The organism is Streptomyces sp. NPDC048606 (assembly GCF_040650855.1).
Classification (GTDB): domain Bacteria; phylum Actinomycetota; class Actinomycetes; order Streptomycetales; family Streptomycetaceae; genus Streptomyces.
In genome coordinates, this window is sequence record NZ_JBEZIB010000022.1 from 1 (window position 1) to 14,089 (window position 14,089).

At 75.9% G+C, this 14,089-nt stretch carries 15 protein-coding genes; 9 read left to right on the forward strand and 6 right to left on the reverse strand.

Going from position 1 to position 14,089, the window contains the following annotated elements:
- Window positions 1-130: 130 nt before the first annotated feature.
- From AB0D01_RS23205 to AB0D01_RS23220, 4 genes are all read right to left on the reverse strand, one after another.
- Window positions 131-1,468 carry an aminotransferase class III-fold pyridoxal phosphate-dependent enzyme gene (locus AB0D01_RS23205; RefSeq protein WP_363058181.1) on the reverse strand — a complete coding sequence of 446 codons (1,338 nt, stop codon included), beginning with the start codon at window positions 1,466-1,468 and terminating at the stop codon, window positions 131-133.
- Window positions 1,465-1,722, reverse strand: a complete 258-nt coding sequence (locus tag AB0D01_RS23210) for a hypothetical protein (protein ID WP_363058183.1) — start codon at window positions 1,720-1,722, stop codon at window positions 1,465-1,467. The genes AB0D01_RS23205 and AB0D01_RS23210 overlap by 4 nt, the downstream gene beginning before the upstream one ends.
- Before the next feature lie 173 nt (window positions 1,723-1,895).
- Window positions 1,896-2,546, reverse strand: a complete 651-nt coding sequence (locus tag AB0D01_RS23215) for a response regulator transcription factor (protein WP_363058185.1) — start codon at window positions 2,544-2,546, stop codon at window positions 1,896-1,898.
- The gene (locus AB0D01_RS23220) at window positions 2,543-3,880 is read right to left on the reverse strand and encodes an ATP-binding protein (protein WP_363058187.1); all 1,338 of its coding nucleotides are present in this window, start codon (window positions 3,878-3,880) and stop codon (window positions 2,543-2,545) included. Before AB0D01_RS23220 ends, AB0D01_RS23215 begins: the two co-directional genes overlap by 4 nt.
- A gap of 225 nt (window positions 3,881-4,105) precedes the next feature.
- Here AB0D01_RS23220 and AB0D01_RS23225 point away from each other — a divergent pair, with 225 nt between their 5' ends.
- The 3 genes from AB0D01_RS23225 (at window position 4,106) to AB0D01_RS23235 (ending at window position 7,384) form a co-directional block, all read left to right on the forward strand.
- The gene (locus AB0D01_RS23225; RefSeq protein ID WP_363058189.1) at window positions 4,106-4,924 is read left to right on the forward strand and encodes a nitrilase-related carbon-nitrogen hydrolase; all 819 of its coding nucleotides are present in this window, start codon (window positions 4,106-4,108) and stop codon (window positions 4,922-4,924) included.
- A gap of 195 nt (window positions 4,925-5,119) precedes the next feature.
- On the forward strand, window positions 5,120-5,851 hold the full coding sequence (locus AB0D01_RS23230; protein WP_363058191.1) for an aquaporin: 732 nt from the start codon (window positions 5,120-5,122) through the stop codon (window positions 5,849-5,851).
- A gap of 237 nt (window positions 5,852-6,088) precedes the next feature.
- On the forward strand, window positions 6,089-7,384 hold the full coding sequence (locus tag AB0D01_RS23235) for a cytochrome P450 (RefSeq protein WP_363058193.1): 1,296 nt from the start codon (window positions 6,089-6,091) through the stop codon (window positions 7,382-7,384).
- Window positions 7,385-7,525: 141 nt separating this feature from the next.
- Here AB0D01_RS23235 and AB0D01_RS23240 read toward each other — a convergent pair whose 3' ends face one another.
- Both AB0D01_RS23240 and AB0D01_RS23245 read right to left on the reverse strand, forming a co-directional pair.
- A complete protein-coding gene (locus AB0D01_RS23240) occupies window positions 7,526-9,196 on the reverse strand; it encodes an FAD-dependent monooxygenase (RefSeq protein WP_363058195.1) in 1,671 nt (556 codons plus the stop codon).
- A gap of 13 nt (window positions 9,197-9,209) precedes the next feature.
- The gene (locus AB0D01_RS23245; protein WP_363058197.1) at window positions 9,210-9,440 is read right to left on the reverse strand and encodes a hypothetical protein; all 231 of its coding nucleotides are present in this window, start codon (window positions 9,438-9,440) and stop codon (window positions 9,210-9,212) included.
- A 372-nt stretch (window positions 9,441-9,812) separates the two neighbouring features.
- Between AB0D01_RS23245 and AB0D01_RS23250 the strand changes: the two genes are divergently transcribed.
- The 6 genes from AB0D01_RS23250 to AB0D01_RS23275 all read left to right on the forward strand — a co-directional run bounded on the left by AB0D01_RS23250 (window position 9,813) and on the right by AB0D01_RS23275 (window position 14,041).
- On the forward strand, window positions 9,813-10,721 hold the full coding sequence (locus AB0D01_RS23250) for a DUF692 domain-containing protein (RefSeq protein ID WP_363058199.1): 909 nt from the start codon (window positions 9,813-9,815) through the stop codon (window positions 10,719-10,721).
- A complete protein-coding gene (locus tag AB0D01_RS23255; protein ID WP_363058201.1) occupies window positions 10,721-11,524 on the forward strand; it encodes a hypothetical protein in 804 nt (267 codons plus the stop codon). The genes AB0D01_RS23250 and AB0D01_RS23255 overlap by 1 nt, the downstream gene beginning before the upstream one ends.
- Window positions 11,525-11,606: 82 nt before the next feature.
- Window positions 11,607-11,804 (forward strand): hypothetical protein, encoded by a 198-nt coding sequence (locus AB0D01_RS23260; protein ID WP_363058203.1) that lies wholly within the window; start codon window positions 11,607-11,609, stop codon window positions 11,802-11,804.
- Window positions 11,805-11,995: 191 nt separating this feature from the next.
- The gene (locus AB0D01_RS23265; protein ID WP_363058205.1) at window positions 11,996-12,460 is read left to right on the forward strand and encodes a hypothetical protein; all 465 of its coding nucleotides are present in this window, start codon (window positions 11,996-11,998) and stop codon (window positions 12,458-12,460) included.
- Window positions 12,461-12,589: 129 nt separating this feature from the next.
- On the forward strand, window positions 12,590-13,246 hold the full coding sequence (locus AB0D01_RS23270) for a hypothetical protein (RefSeq protein WP_363058207.1): 657 nt from the start codon (window positions 12,590-12,592) through the stop codon (window positions 13,244-13,246).
- 237 nt (window positions 13,247-13,483) lie between these two features.
- On the forward strand, window positions 13,484-14,041 hold the full coding sequence (locus tag AB0D01_RS23275) for a YceI family protein (RefSeq protein WP_363058209.1): 558 nt from the start codon (window positions 13,484-13,486) through the stop codon (window positions 14,039-14,041).
- The last annotated feature ends 48 nt before the right edge of the window (window positions 14,042-14,089 follow it).

The following is a 14,089-nucleotide window of genomic DNA, read 5'->3' on the forward strand; positions in this document are numbered from 1 at the left end:
GGTCGGCTGGCTCGGCACCGGGCTGTGGAGCGCGGAGGGCCGCCTGCACCTCCCGTACTCCACCCCGGACGTGCCCTGCGGCCCGGTCCGTGGACCGGGGGACCTCCACACGCGGGGCGGCGGCGCGGGTTCAGGGGCAGGGCGTACGGGGACCCGCGGCGGGGACGCGTGCCGCGCCCAGGCGGCGGACCTCCGCGCTCACGACGTCCACGACCCGTTCCGCCTGTCCGTCCGTGAGCACCAGCGGCGGGGTCAGTCGCAGCAGGCCGGCCACCCGGGGCACGAGCACGCCCGCCTCGGCGGCCCGGCCGGGGATCTCGCGGGCCCGTTCGGCGACCGCCGGGTCGTCGGTCAGTTCCACGGCGATCATCAGACCGCGCCCCCGTACCGTCCGTACCCAGGGCAGTTCCTCCAGCGGGCGCAGCGCCGACAGGATGCGCGCGCCGGTCTCGGCGGCCCGGACGGTCAGTGCCTCCCGTTCGATGATGTCGAGGTTGGCCAGGGCGACGGCGGCGGCCGTGGCGTGCCCGCTCGCGGTGAATCCGTGCCGCAGCGGGAAGCCGTCCAGCATCTCCAGGACGCGGTGGCCGACGAGGACCGCGCCCATGGGTACGTAGCCGCTGGTCAGGGCCTTGGCAGTGACCACGATGTCGGGTTCGACGCCGAGGCCGGGCGAGGCGAACCAGTCGCCGGTGCGCCCGTACCCGGTCGCGACCTCGTCGGCGACGAGCAGGATGCCGTGGGCGTCGAGGACCCGTCGGACGGCGGGCCAGTAGCCCTCCGGCGGCACCACGTTGCCCGCCACCCCCATGATCGGCTCGCCGATGAAGGCGCCGATGTGCTCGGCCCCGACCCGCTGGATGACCCCCTCCAGCTCGGCCACCAGGTGGGATACGGCGTCCGGGCCGAGCACGGCCGGGTCGGGCCGGGTGAGCCGGACGGTGTGGCGGGAGGAGGAAGCGCCCAGGCCCTGGTGGACCTCGTCGCGGACGGTGACGGCGAGGGCTCCGGCGGTCGCTCCGTGGTAGGAGCCTTCGAGAGCGAGCACGTACGGCCGGTGTCTTCCGCCGTGGTGGAAATGCGCGAGCCGGGCCAGCTTGAGGGCGGTCTCGGTCCCCTCGCTTCCCGAGGAGGTGAAGAAGACCTGGCTGCCGGGGGCCGGTGAGAGGGCCACGAGCCTGCGGGCGAGCAGCAGTGCGGGCTCGTTGACCGGTCCGGCGTGCAGGGGGTAGGCCATCAGTTCCCGCATCTGCGCGGCGGCGGCGTCGGCCAGTTCCTCGCGGCCGTAGCCGACGGCGCACTGGCCGAGGCCGGCGAGGGTGTCGATGAGCGCCCGGCCGGCGCTGTCCCACACCACCGCTCCGCGACCGCGTACGAGGCACAGTCGGGCGGCGGGTGACCGGCCGACGAGGGAGTTGGGGAGCAGGACCGGGTAGCCGGTGTCCCGGTCCGGCACGGTGGCGGTCATGGCCGTACGCCGGTCGTGAGGCGTTCGGCGGTGCCGCCCGGGGCACCCGGTGCGGCGGGGTCCGTCGTGGTCCCGGCCCCGGCGGGGGCGGGCGCGACCGGACGCAGCCGCCGGTCCGCGGGCCCGGGGAGGCGGCTCCCGGCCTCGGCGAGGGTGCGCGCCGGCGCCGCGGCCGGGCGGACCCGGAGCAGGGTGTGCGGGGCGGTGTGCGCGGGCGGGCGGGGCCCGGCCGGCGGTGGGGTCTTGGGCAACATGTGCGCCTCCTCGCGTCACGCGGTGCAGGACGCGTTCACGGTAGGCGCGGGGGCGCGCGGGCCCCGTCATGCGTTCGAGCGATGCCCTGGACGACGGGCCCGCCCCGGGCGTCCGTCGCCCCGGGCGTCGCCCACCGCCGGCGTGGGTCGCGCCGCCGTCGGGCGAGCCGCCGTCATTCGAGCAGGTGCGTCCGCATCGCCTTCGCGACGGCCGCGCCCCGGTCGGAGACGCCGAGCTTCTCGTACAGTCGGCGCAGGTGCGTCTTGACCGTGGTCGGGGCGAGGTAGAGCTCCTTGGCCATGTCGGGGACCGACAGGCCCTGGGCGATCATCTGGAGGACCTGTCGTTCGCGGGCACTGAGCAGCGGTTCCTCCGACCGGGCGCGCGAGCGGACCTCGGAGGCGAGCCCGGTGACCAGTTCGGGCGGGAGCACGCTCTCGCCCTTGGCGCAGGCCATGACGGCCGCGACGATGTCGTCGCGGTCGGCGCCCTTGGAGAGGTATCCGGCCGCGCCCTCCTGCACGGCCCGGTAGACGACGTCGCTCTCGGTCGTGGCCGACAGCAGCAGCACGCGGGTCCCCAGCTCGTCGCGGGCGACGGCGTGCGCCACCTCCAGGCCGTCGAGCTCCGGCATCCGGTAGTCGAGCAGGGCCACGGCGGGCGCGTGCTCGCGGATCGCCTCCAGCGCGGTGCGGCCGTCGCCGACGGCCGCGACGACCTCGATGCGTCCGCTGCCGTTGAGCGCGGAGACGATGCCCTCGCGGTAGACGGGGTGGTCGTCGCCGACCACCACGCGCACCCGTTCCTTCTGGCCGTACGTCATGTCGCCTCCCCGCCGGGGTCACGGGGCCGGCCGTCGGCACCGTTCGCGTCCGGGACCGGATCCGCTTCCGGGGCCCGCCTGCGGTCCAGGGGCACGGTGACCCGCACCCAGGTGCCCCGTTCCACGGGAAGCAGCTCCATGCGTCCTCCCAGGGCCTCGATCCGGGCGCGTTGCGAGGCCATTCCGATGTGGCCCTCGGCCAGCCGGTCGGCGAGCAGGTCCGGGTCCACGCCGACCCCGTCGTCCTGCACTTCCAGGATCACCGCAGTACCGGTGTCGCGCAGCCCCACGCGTACGCGGGTGGCCCGGGCGTGCCGCAGGACGTTGCCGAGGAGTTCGCGCGCGGCCCCGAAGAGCATGGGGTCGGCCGGGTCGGGGCGGGAGCGCTCCAGGTCGCAGTCGACGGTGACGCCGCCCCGTTCCGAGGCCGTCTCCGCGAGGGTCCGCACCGCCGCGGCCAGGCCCGCCTGCTCCAGGACGGAGGGGTGCAGGGTGACGCTGACCTGGCGCAGTTCCCGTTCGACCTCGGCGAGGAGGTCGTAGGCGCGCTCCACGAAGGCGGGGCCGCCGTCGGGGGCCTTGCGGGCCTGGCCGAGGTCCTGGCGGACCGCGAGGACCGTCTGGAGCGGCCCGTCGTGCACGGACTCGGCGACGGCGCGGCGTTCACGGCTCTCGGCCGAGACGACGTCCTCCAGCAGCACGGAGCGGCTGACCGTCAGGGCGGCCACGCTCGCGAGGCGGCGTTCCTGGACCCGTGACACGGCGATCGCGACGACGCACAGCAGGGCCAGCATGGCGAGGATGGCGGCGCCCTGTCCCGTGCCGAGCTGTCGTCTGAACGTGGGGTCCGCGAGCACGGCGCCGCCTCCGGCGATGGCGGCCAGGGACAGCAGGAGCGCCTTGCGGCCGGGATGGGTGGCGGTGAAGAACGGCAGGAAGGCCAGGAGGCCGAGCGAGAGGTAGCTGCCGACGGACAGGAACTGCAGGACGCACACGGCGGCCACGTCCACGATCGCCATGGGGGCCGCCTCGCGGATGCGCCGGGCCCGGCCGGGCCGGTGGCGCCACATCCACCAGGTGCCCACAGACAGCAGCCCGTACGCGATGACCAGGGCGAACTGCGGCGGCCACTGGTCGGAGGCGGTGCCCGCCCACGCGACGAGGGCCATGACGGCCACCAGGCCGAGCCGCAGGATGCTGCGCAGGCGTTGCGCCTGCTCGTCGAAGGCGAGGTAGATGGCGGCGACCGCGTCGGCACCGGCGGCGCCGGGTTCCACCGGCGGCCAGTGCCCGACCGCGCGTCGTCCGGCGGCCTCGCTGCCGTCGTGGTGCACCGTCCCAGTCTAGGAGCCGACCCTCGGGTCCCGCCCGTCCCGCCCGTCCCGCCCGTCCCTCCCGTCCCTGCGGGCCGTCCGTCACGCCGGGGCGCGTCCTCCGAACGGGCGGGGTGCGGAGGATCCGGCGCGGGCCGGTGGACGGCCCGGCCGGGTGGTCCGTCGGCCGGGTCGTCTTCCTACGCTGGCGCCGCCGCGAGAGCGCGGTCCCGAGAGGAGGACGCCATGCGCGCCACACTGATCCAGCTCCGCGTCGACGACACCGAGGACGCCCCGGCCCGCCGGCTCCGGGCCGCGGGCCTCGTCCGCTCCCGGGCCGGGGACGATCTGGTCGTCCTGCCCGAGGGGTGGGCGGCCGGGGCCTGGAACCACGCCGGCTGGCCCCGCGACGCCGAGCCGTTGGACGGGCCGACCGCCCGGGCCATGTCCGCGGCGGCCCGCGCCGCCCGCGTCTGGCTGCACGCGGGGACCATCGTGGAACGCGCCCCGGACGGCACGCTGTACAACACCGCCCTGGTGTTCGACCCGGGTGGGGTGCGCCGGGGCCACTACCGCAAGATCCACCGGTACGGATTCGACACCGGGGAGGCGGCCCTGATGGGGGCCGGCGAGCGGATCGTGACCGTGCCGACCGGTTTCGGCACGGTGGGCCTGGCCACCTGCTACGACCTGCGTTTCCCGGAGCTGTTCCGGGCCCTGCTGGACGCCGGCGCGAGGTTCCTGGTGGTTCCCGCGGCCTGGCCGGCCGGGCGGCTGGCGCACCTGCGGCTGTTCGTCCGTACGCGGGCCGTGGAGGAGCAGTGCTTCGTCCTGGCCTGCGTCGCCGTCGGCGAGCACGGAGGGGTCCGGCAGGCCGGGCACAGCATGGTCGTCGACCCGTGGGGTGAGGTGCTCGCCGAGGCGGGGCCGGACGAGGAGGTGCTGACGTGCGAGGTCGATCCGTCCGAGGTGGACCGCGTACGGGCCGAACTGCCCGTGCTGCGCGACCGGGTCCTCGGCATCCCCGCCCCGGCGCGCCGGGCCGCTCCGCGACCGGTGCCCTGACCCGCGCGCCGGTCGGGCCGCTCCGGTCGGGCCGCTCCGGCCGCGTGTCGTGCGTTCGGGCGACCGGACGGAGGACGACGGTCGGCTCGGTGACCGGACCCGCCGGACGACGCGGCGGCGCACGCGCCTCGCGCACAGTCGGAAAGGGGCCGACGCCCCACCCGCTCCTCCACGACCTTCCGGGAGTCCGTCATCATGAACGACCGTGCCATCGCCGCCGAATTCACCGGCACCGCCCTGCTCGTCTTCTTCGGTGTGGCTGCCGCCGCCGTCGCCGGCCCGCTGATCGGACCGGTCGGCATCGCCCTGGTCTTCGGCCTGGTCCTGCTGGCCCTCGCCTACGCGCTCGGACCGGTCTCCGGGGCGCACCTCAACCCCGCGGTGACCTTCGGGCTGCTGCTGGCCGGTCGGATCGGGCCGCGCACCGCCGTCCGGTACGCCGTCGCGCAGTGCGCGGGCGGCGTCGTCGGCGCGGGCGTGCTCTACGCGCTGGTCCGCGCCATCCCCGGCTTCGACGTGCACGGCGCCTTCGGCTCCAACGGCTGGGGAGCCCGCTCGGCGGTCGGCATCGACGGGGTCGGCGCCTTCCTCGCGGAGGCCGTGCTGACCATGCTGCTGGTCCTCGTCGTGCTGGGCGTCACCCGGCGGAACTCCGCTCCGGGCGCGGGCGGCGCGGCGATCGGCCTCACCCTCGCCGCGCTCGTGCTGGTCGGCCTGCCGCTGACCGGCTGCGGGGTGAACCCCGCGCGCAGCCTGGGTCCGGCGGTGTTCGCGGGCGGTGCGGCCCTGTCGCAACTGTGGCTGTTCCTCGTGGCCCCGCTGGTGGGCGGTGCGCTGGCGGCCGGCCTGGACCGGCTGATCCACCCCGTGCCGCGGGCCGCCGCCGCGGTGGCGGGCCGCGACGCCGTGGCGGTGGGCGCCGTCTGACACGCGGACCGCGTACCCCACGCGCCGGCGGGCGGAACCCCTTCCCGGGGTCCCGCCCGCCGTCGGCTGTCGTCGCGGTACGGACCGTCCGGAGGACAGGGCGCGGGCGGCGCCGTTCCCACCATGGAGAAAGCCGCCCGCCCCTCCCCCGTCCGGGGCCGCCCGTGCGCCCGCACGGCCGGTCCCGGCGCCTTCCCCTCCCCCTCCCCCTCCCACGAAGCCCGGAAAGGCACCGCCATGAGCCAGGAGCAGAGCCTGCTGCACCGCATCCTCGACCACTCCAGCCGCCCCGACCCGTACCCGCTCTACGCCGAGCTGCGCCGCACCCCGGTGTGGCACGAGGCCGGCGGCCCGTACGTCGTCAGCGGGTTCCGGGACATCGAACAGCTGCTGCACGATCCCCGCATCAGCTCCGACTCCCGCAACCTGTCGACGGATCCCGGCGATCCGTTGATCGAGGCGGTCGAGGCCGGCGGGGGCGGCGACACGGCCGGCGGCGCGAACGGCGACGGCTCCGGCATGCTCCCGCCCGGCTTCCTGCGCCTCGATCCGCCCGAGCACGACCGGCTGCGCCGGATGACCAACCGCCCCTTCGGCCCGCCGCACACCCCGCACAAGGTCCACGACATGCGCGCCGAACTCACCGCCGTCGTCGACGAGCTGATCGACCACATCGGATCCGGGGCCGACACGGACGAGGTCGACCTGGTCGGTACGTTCGCCTACCCCTTCCCCGTCACCGTGATCTGTCGGCTGTTGGGCGTGCCCCGCGAGGACGAACCCCGCTTCCACACGTGGGCCGAGGCCGTCGCGGCGAGCCTCGACCCCGACCCGGACGCGCCCGACCCGACCGAACGGCTGCGCGCCTCCCACGACGCCCGGACGGCGCTCGGCGGCTACCTCGCCGACCTCATCGAGGAGCGTCGGCGCCATCCCCGCGAGGACATGCTCTCCCGACTCGCGTCGGGCGACGGTCCGGACGGGGCGATGAGCACGATCGAGCTGCTCACCACCTCCGCGCTGCTCCTCGTCGCCGGCCACGAGACCACGGTCAACCTGATCGCGAACGGGATGCTCACCCTGCTGCGGCACCCGGAGGCGCTCGAACGGCTGCGGCAGGACCCCGGGTTCGCGGCTCCGCTGGTGGAGGAACTCCTGAGGTACGAGCCGCCCGTCCAGTTGCTGCCCCAGCGCACGCCGATCGCCCCCGTCGAGGTGCGCGGCACGACCATCCCCCCGGGCGCCTCGATCTGGCTGGTGCTCGCCGCCGGCAACCGGGACCCGGAGCGGTTCACCGACCCGGAGCGGTTCGACCCGGACCGGCCGGACCTGACGCACCTGGGCCTGGGCAGCGGCATCCACAGTTGCTTCGGGGCTCCGCTGGCCCGGCTGGAGACGCAGATCGCGCTGACGCGGCTCGCGGCCCGGCTGGAGCGGCCCCGCCTGCTCGCCGACCCGCCGCCCTACCGTCGCAACGCGGTGCTGCGCGGCCCGCGCGCCCTGCCCGTCGCCCTCGCCGGGGTGCGCCCCTGAGCGCCGCCGTCACCGGATCCGGCCGTGCCCGAGGGCCGTGCGGGCCCCCCGCCCGTGCGGCCCTCGGGCGTGCGCGCGACCCCCTCGGCCTGCTCGCCGAGGGGGTCGAAGGGGTGCTCGGGGTGGTCGGGTGGGGCGCCGTCAGGCCGCGCTCCGGACGGCGGGCCGCGCCGGCAGCGCCGCCGGCCGCTCCAGGGCCTCGCGTACGGCGTGCTCCAAGGCGGTCGGCGTGTCGTCCGGGGCCGTCACCCACCGCCGGGCGACGTGGCCGTCGGGCCGGACCAGCACGGCCCCGGCGGGGCCGATGCCGTAGCGGTCGGGGAAGGTCCCGTCCGGATCGCGCAGCGCGTCGCGCGGACCGCCGATCCGGTACGCGCGCAGGCGGACGCCGAGCCCGGCCGCCGCCCGCGCCCCGGCGGGCGTCCAGGGCCCCCCGCGCGCTCCCGAGAGCAGGGTGAACCCGGTCCCGAAGAGGTCGAGGACCGACACCCGTCGGTCGCCGCGGGTCAGCCACAGGTGCGGGGCGCGGCTGCCGGGGCGCCCCGTGGGGCGGTACGGGTCCTCGCAGAGGCCGGCGTCCGGGCCGCCCCCGGGGTCAGGGTAGAGGTAGCCGAGCTGGAGGGTCTCGGGGGGCAGCGCCTCCGGCAGTCCGCGGGCGGTCGCGAGGACGTGCCACAGCGTGTGGGCGGCCACGCGGGTCCGCTCCACGTCGTAGGAGTCGAGGAGCGGGTCGTCCGCTTCGCCGCGCAGGACGGCGGCGAGTTTCCAGGCGAGGTTGTGGGCGTCCTGGATCCCGGTGTTGCCGCCGAGGCCGCCGATCACGGGCATGGTGTGGGCGGCGTCGCCCAGCAGCATGACGCGGCCCTCGCGGAACCGTTCGGCCACCACCGCGGAAGCCCCCCAGCGCAGCACGCTGAGCACGTCGGGTGCCAGGTCGGGCATTCCGGTGATCCGGTGCAGCCGGTCGCGGGCGAGGCGGCCGAGCTCCTCGTCCCCCGCCCCGGCGCCGACCGGGGCGTCGGGGATGCCGTGCTCCCACAACGGTGCCCGCGGCACGCCTCGGGCGAAGAGGACCTCGCTGCCCGGGAACACGACGGCGGTGGGGCGGCGCCCGCGCAGCGCGGGGTCGAGGTCGGCGGCGAACACGGTGCTGAGGAAGCGCGGTTCGCCGCGTCGGCCGTGCAGCGCGATGCCGAGGGCCTCCCGTACGGGGCTGCGCGTGCCGTCGGCGGCCAGGAGGTAGGCGCAGCGGACGGTGCGGGTGCGGCCGGTGGCGCGGTCGAGGATCCGGGTCGTGACTCCGTACGGGTCCTGCTCGAAGCCGTCGAGTTCGTGGCCGAAGAGGATCCGTGCGCCCCGGTGACGGGCCTCGGCCAGCAGGATCGGTTCGAGGCGGTTCTGGTCGCAGAGCCGACTGCCGGCGGGACTGACGGTCAGGGTGGGGTCGCCGGGCGGGCCGAGCAGGGTGTACGCGTCGTCGGTGAGGGCCCGCGCCCCGAACCAGCCGCTCGGGCGGCGGCTCACGGCGTCGACGGCGGGCTCCAGGCCGAGGGCGCGGAGCACCTCGCCCGAGCGGGCGGTGAGGACCCGCGAGCGGGGATGGGTGCCGATGCCGGAGCGGCGTTCCACCACCAGGCAGCGCACCCCGTGGTGGGCGAGCAGCACGGCGGCCGACAGGCCGCTCAGACTTCCGCCGACCACGAGCACGGGCACGTGCTCGGGCACGTGCTCGGGCTCGGGCTCGGGGCCGCGCCCGGCGGCGGGGTCGGCCGTGGTGCGGGGGGCCTGGCCGGAGCCTGTCGTGGTGTCCATGGGGAGGGGCGGCTCAGCGGCCGATGGAGGCCGTCGCGAGGGCGAGGTCGATGCGCTGTTCGCGGGTCCGTTCCGCGGCCCGGGCGGAGGTGGGGGGCGTGTTCGTCAGGGCTCGGCACACGCGGAGGCGGAACCAGCCGCCCTCGCGGTGCGTGCCGTGGCCGCCGAGTTCGGTCAGGGCGGTCCATTCGCGTTCCGCCGCGGCCTGGGCGGTCGTGTGCGCGGGCTCGTGGTGCTTGCTCATGGGTGCGTCCCTCTCCTGCGTCGATCGTCGCCGGCACGGGCCCGGACGGGGGCATGCGTCGTCCGGGACTCCGGGCCGGGTGGTGCGGGGGGCCGCACCACCCCTCCACTGGACCCCGCGCGGACCCTCGCCGGTGTCCTCCGACCGGCCGATCCGCGGGACGAGGGCCGCGGGAGACGAGGCGGGAGGGGTGCGGGACCGAAGGGAGCCGGGAGGCCGGCGGGGTGGCCGGGAGGCGGAAGGCGGCGTGCCGACGTTCGCGCGTCGTCCCCCCGATGGACCGACCGCAGGACGAGGGCGCACCGGCCCCTTCCCTACGGTGGCCGCAGGAGGCCGTACGAGCACCGGCCCGCAGCGTGAGAGGACCCCTCCATGACCACCGCACCCTCGGGTTCCGTCCCGGTCACCGCGACCGCCGCCACCGCCGTGCCGGTGACCGGCCTGCCGTACCTCGGTTCGGGGATCGGCTACCGCACCGAGATCAAGGACGCGATCACCTCCCCGGCGAGCCGCGTCGACTGGCTCGAAGTGATCACCGAGCACTACCTGTTCGCGCCGCCCGACGTCCGTGACGTGCTGCACCGCCTGCGCCGCCGCTTCCGGATCGTGCCGCACGGACTGGAGTTGTCGATCGGGGCTCCGCGCGAGCCCTCGCCGCGTTATCTGGACGCGCTGGCCCGGCTCGTCGACGAGATCGACGCGCCCTGGTTCAGCGACCACCTGTGCTTCACGCGGGCCGCGGGCGTCGCCCTCGGCACCCTGACCCCGCTGCCCCGGACCCGGGAGATCGCCCGTGAGGTGGGGCGGCGCGCGCGGCGCGTGCAGGCGGCGGTGGGCCGGCCCCTGATCCTGGAGAACGTCACGTACTACATCGACCTGCTGTCGCCGCTGTCGGAGGCGCAGTTCATCGCCGAGGTGATGGAGCACTGCGAGTGCGGGCTGCTGCTGGACCTGACGAACCTGGACATCAACGCGCGCAACCACGGCTACTCGGCGCACGAGTTCCTCGACACGATCCCGGTGGAGCGCGTCGTGCAGGTGCACCTGGCGGGCGGTACCGGCGGGGAGGACGACCGCATGGACCTGGACACGCACAGCGAGCCGGTGCCGCCCGCGGTCTGGGAGCTGTTGGAGGAGCTGGTGGACCGTGCGCCGGTGCGCGCCACGCTGCTGGAGCGCGACCAGAACTTCCCCGAGGACTTCGGCGAGCTCCAGGCCGAACTCGACCACGCCCGGCGCGTCCTGGACGGCGTGCGGCCCGCGCGGGCGGGGGTGCGGTGATGGGCCTGCGCGAGGCCTTCGCCTCCGTCATCGCCTCCCCCGGGACGCTGGTGCCGGTGCTGCGCGCGCGTCCCGGCGAGGTCCAGGCCCGGTTCGGGCTGTCCGACGCGGAGCTGGCGGTGTTGGCCGGCGTCGACGGGGACAGCTACGCGTTCATGGCCGAGGAGAGCGGCGCGAAGCGCCGGATCCACCTCTCGGTCGGCATCCCCCGTACGGTGACCGAGCTGACCGAGCACCACCCCGGGGTGCTCGACGCGTTCCTGACGACGACGACCCTCGCCGAGGACCCCGACGACCCGATGGGGATCGTCCGGGCCTGCGGGCGTCTGCTGGCCTTCGCCGGACTGCCGCCCGCCGTCGCCGACTTCGGCCGGTTCGAGCTCGACCAGTACCTGTTGCTGAACGACGCCGTGGCCGCGGAAGCCTGCCGCCCGGGACCCTTCGCCCGGCCGTCCGCGCCGTTCCCGTGGCCGGCGGAGCCCGCGCTGGTGCTGTCCGCTGCGGTGCGGGTGGCGACGTACGGGCACGACGTGACCGACCCCGGGGCGCCGGGCCGTCTCCCCCGCGAGGAGGTGACCGTCCTGCTCCAGCGGGCGTGGGACGCGCCGCTGCGGGCGTACCGGATCGGGGCCGGCACCGGGCTCCTGCTGGCTCGCTGCGACGGCACCCGCACGGGCCGCGAGGCCGCCCGCGCCGCGGACCTGCCCGAGGCCGACGCCCTGGACCTGCTGGAACGGCTGGTGGGCGCCGACATCGTGCGGACGGCGCCCGCGCTCGTCCACCAGGGTCGTCCGACCGCATGACAGGGCCTCGCGGCCCCGCCTGCTGTCCTGGAGTACGGCCCTTCGGCCGAGCAACCCACCCACTCCCCCGAGGAGGGACACCATGAACAGCACGTACCCCGAACCCCTCGCCGGCGCCTTCGCCCCGGCCCTGTCCCTGACGCCGCTGCCGGACGTGGTCGCGGCCCGCCGGTCCGGCCCGCCGCGGGACTTCAACTGCTTCTGCGTCTTCTGCACCCAGGCGGCCGACGCGTCCGCGGCCCGTCCCCCGCGCGCGGCGGCCGGTCGGTCCGCCCGGTGACCCCAGTCGCACACGGGTCCCACGGCCCCGGCGTCGCGTCGGGGCCCGCACGGAGCGGTGGACGCCGCGCGGTCGCGCCCCGCGCGCGTCAGGCCGGCGGACCACCGCTCCGCCACGCCCCGGTGCCCCGCGCGGCGGGGCCCGGAAAACCGCCGGCGGTCGTCGCGGCCGCCGTCCTATCGTCGGGGACGATGGACATCACCTTCCGGAAGCTGCCGGGCAATCAGCACGAGATCACGGTAAACCGTCGACGCGGCCCCGCCGTACGGCTGCCCGCGCAGCCCACCGGTCCGACGATCCCGCACGACCTCGCCCACGCCGCCGTCGAGGAGGTGCTCGGCATCACGGACGGCTTCTGGGGCGCGACGGCGGCCGGTGCCACCTTCCAGGGGTTCGAGACGATCGAGCCCGGACGCCACCGCCGGTCGGGGCTCAAGGTGCTGCGCCGCGGGGGCGACGCGGTGCTGGCCGCGGAGATGGCCGTCAACTGGGCCTACCGGGCCTGGTCCGGACTTCCCGTCACGGGGCGCGGCGTGGGCCGACCGCCGCTCGACGAGGCCGCCCTGGTGCGTGCCCGCGCCGCCCTGGACGCGGCCGCGACCCGCTGGGCGGCGCTGCCCGAGGACGCCTCGCTCACCTGGCACTGGCGGGACTGAGGCTCCGCCCCGCGCCGGTCCCCCGACCGACCTGAGCCCGGACGTCACTCCCGGTGACACCGGCGGTCGCACACCCCCGGGTTGATGAGAACATGATGACTCCACCACAGCAGTGCGAAAGGGGAGGTCATGGCCTGGGGCCCGGCGACGTACGAGGTGAAGTACCAGGGGCCCACGCCCCGGGTGCTGCGCACGGAGAGCAACGGCGCGCACAGCGGCGCCGGTTGGGCGACCCGTGACGCGCCCGGCCCCGACGACGCCCGCTACCCCGAGGCCCGTTCCTTCCGCCTCCTGGACGACTCCGGCGTGCCCTTCGTCCACGTGCGCACCGAGCACCCCGGCTCGCGGGGCTCCGGGCAGCCGGCCGTCTACCGCGTCGACGACCACTACGGCGCCCCGTTGGGCCGCGTCACCTACCGGCGGCGGCCCTCCTTCCGCGTCCGCCGGGCGCGGTGGACGCTGGAGCCGGTCCAGGGGCCGCACCTGCGCGGCCACCGGGGCCGCCTGGTGTGGTGGGCCGTGTGGTGGCCGACGGGTCTGGTGTTGAGCTGGGTGTGCTCGATCGCCGCCTTCATGGCCGAGGACGACGCCGGCTTCCGTCCGCCCCGCCGGGTCACCTGGCGCGACGGCTCGGGACGGACCCGTCTGGTGTTCCGGGGCATGTCCGACCGGTACGAGGTGCGGGCCGGGGACACCGATCCGAGGCTGATCAGCGCGCTCGTGGCGCTGCACCAGTCCTTCGACCCGTCCGAGGACGCCGGGGCCTTCGGCTGGTACCACGTCTGATCCCGCCCGTTCGGGGCCGGTCGCGGCGGGCCCCGTCGCGGTCGGCGTCGCGGTCGGTGTCCCGGGCCCCGTCGCGGTCGGTGTCCCGGGCCCCGTCGCGGTCGCCCGCGGTCGGCGTCAGGGTGTACTCCGCCGCCGGCCCGTGCGTGCCTCCGGGGCGCGGCGCCCGGGCGGCCTAGCGTGGCCGCAGACGATCCCGCCGGACCGCCGGCGGGATCCGGTTCCCTGGAGGCACCCATGACCACGCCGTCCGACCTCGCCGAACTCACCGGCAGCTACGTCCTCGACCCCGCCCACACCCGGATCGGGTTCATCGCCCGCCACGCCATGGTGACCAAGGTCCGCGGCGCGTTCCACCAATTCGACGGGACGGCCCGGCTGGACGGCTCCGACCCGGCCCGCTCCACGGGACGGGTGGTGATCAAGGCCGAGAGCATCGACACCGGCGTCGAACAGCGCGATCAGCACCTGCGCACCAACGACTTCCTCGACGTGCCGAACTTCCCCGACATCACCTTCGAGACCACCGGGATCGAGGTCCTCTCCGACAACGAGTACCGCGTGACCGGCGACCTCACCATCAAGGACACCACCCGCCCGGTCGCCATCGACTTCGAGTACACCGGGACCGCCGTCGACCCCTTCGGCAACCGGCGCGTCGGCCTGGAGGGGTCGGTGTCCATCTCCCGCAAGGACTACGGCGTGACCTGGAACGCCGCCCTCGAAGGCGGCGGGGTGCTCGTCGGCGACAAGGTCGTCCTGGAGTTCGACGTCTCCGCCATCAAGCAGGACTGAGCGCCCGCGAGCCCGGCGAGCGGCGCGCCGGTCCGCGCCCTCCCCCGC

Coding starts and splice junctions, on each gene's coding strand:
- AB0D01_RS23205 (WP_363058181.1), bottom strand. CDS start 1,468: ATGACCGCCACCGTGCCGGACCGGGACACCGGCTACCCGGTCCTGCTC.
- AB0D01_RS23210 (WP_363058183.1), bottom strand. CDS start 1,722: ATGTTGCCCAAGACCCCACCGCCGGCCGGGCCCCGCCCGCCCGCGCAC.
- AB0D01_RS23215 (WP_363058185.1), bottom strand. CDS start 2,546: ATGACGTACGGCCAGAAGGAACGGGTGCGCGTGGTGGTCGGCGACGAC.
- AB0D01_RS23225 (WP_363058189.1), top strand. CDS start 4,106: ATGCGCGCCACACTGATCCAGCTCCGCGTCGACGACACCGAGGACGCC.
- AB0D01_RS23230 (WP_363058191.1), top strand. CDS start 5,120: ATGAACGACCGTGCCATCGCCGCCGAATTCACCGGCACCGCCCTGCTC.
- AB0D01_RS23235 (WP_363058193.1), top strand. CDS start 6,089: ATGAGCCAGGAGCAGAGCCTGCTGCACCGCATCCTCGACCACTCCAGC.
- AB0D01_RS23240 (WP_363058195.1), bottom strand. CDS start 9,196: ATGGACACCACGACAGGCTCCGGCCAGGCCCCCCGCACCACGGCCGAC.
- AB0D01_RS23245 (WP_363058197.1), bottom strand. CDS start 9,440: ATGAGCAAGCACCACGAGCCCGCGCACACGACCGCCCAGGCCGCGGCG.
- AB0D01_RS23250 (WP_363058199.1), top strand. CDS start 9,813: ATGACCACCGCACCCTCGGGTTCCGTCCCGGTCACCGCGACCGCCGCC.
- AB0D01_RS23255 (WP_363058201.1), top strand. CDS start 10,721: ATGGGCCTGCGCGAGGCCTTCGCCTCCGTCATCGCCTCCCCCGGGACG.
- AB0D01_RS23260 (WP_363058203.1), top strand. CDS start 11,607: ATGAACAGCACGTACCCCGAACCCCTCGCCGGCGCCTTCGCCCCGGCC.
- AB0D01_RS23265 (WP_363058205.1), top strand. CDS start 11,996: ATGGACATCACCTTCCGGAAGCTGCCGGGCAATCAGCACGAGATCACG.
- AB0D01_RS23270 (WP_363058207.1), top strand. CDS start 12,590: ATGGCCTGGGGCCCGGCGACGTACGAGGTGAAGTACCAGGGGCCCACG.
- AB0D01_RS23275 (WP_363058209.1), top strand. CDS start 13,484: ATGACCACGCCGTCCGACCTCGCCGAACTCACCGGCAGCTACGTCCTC.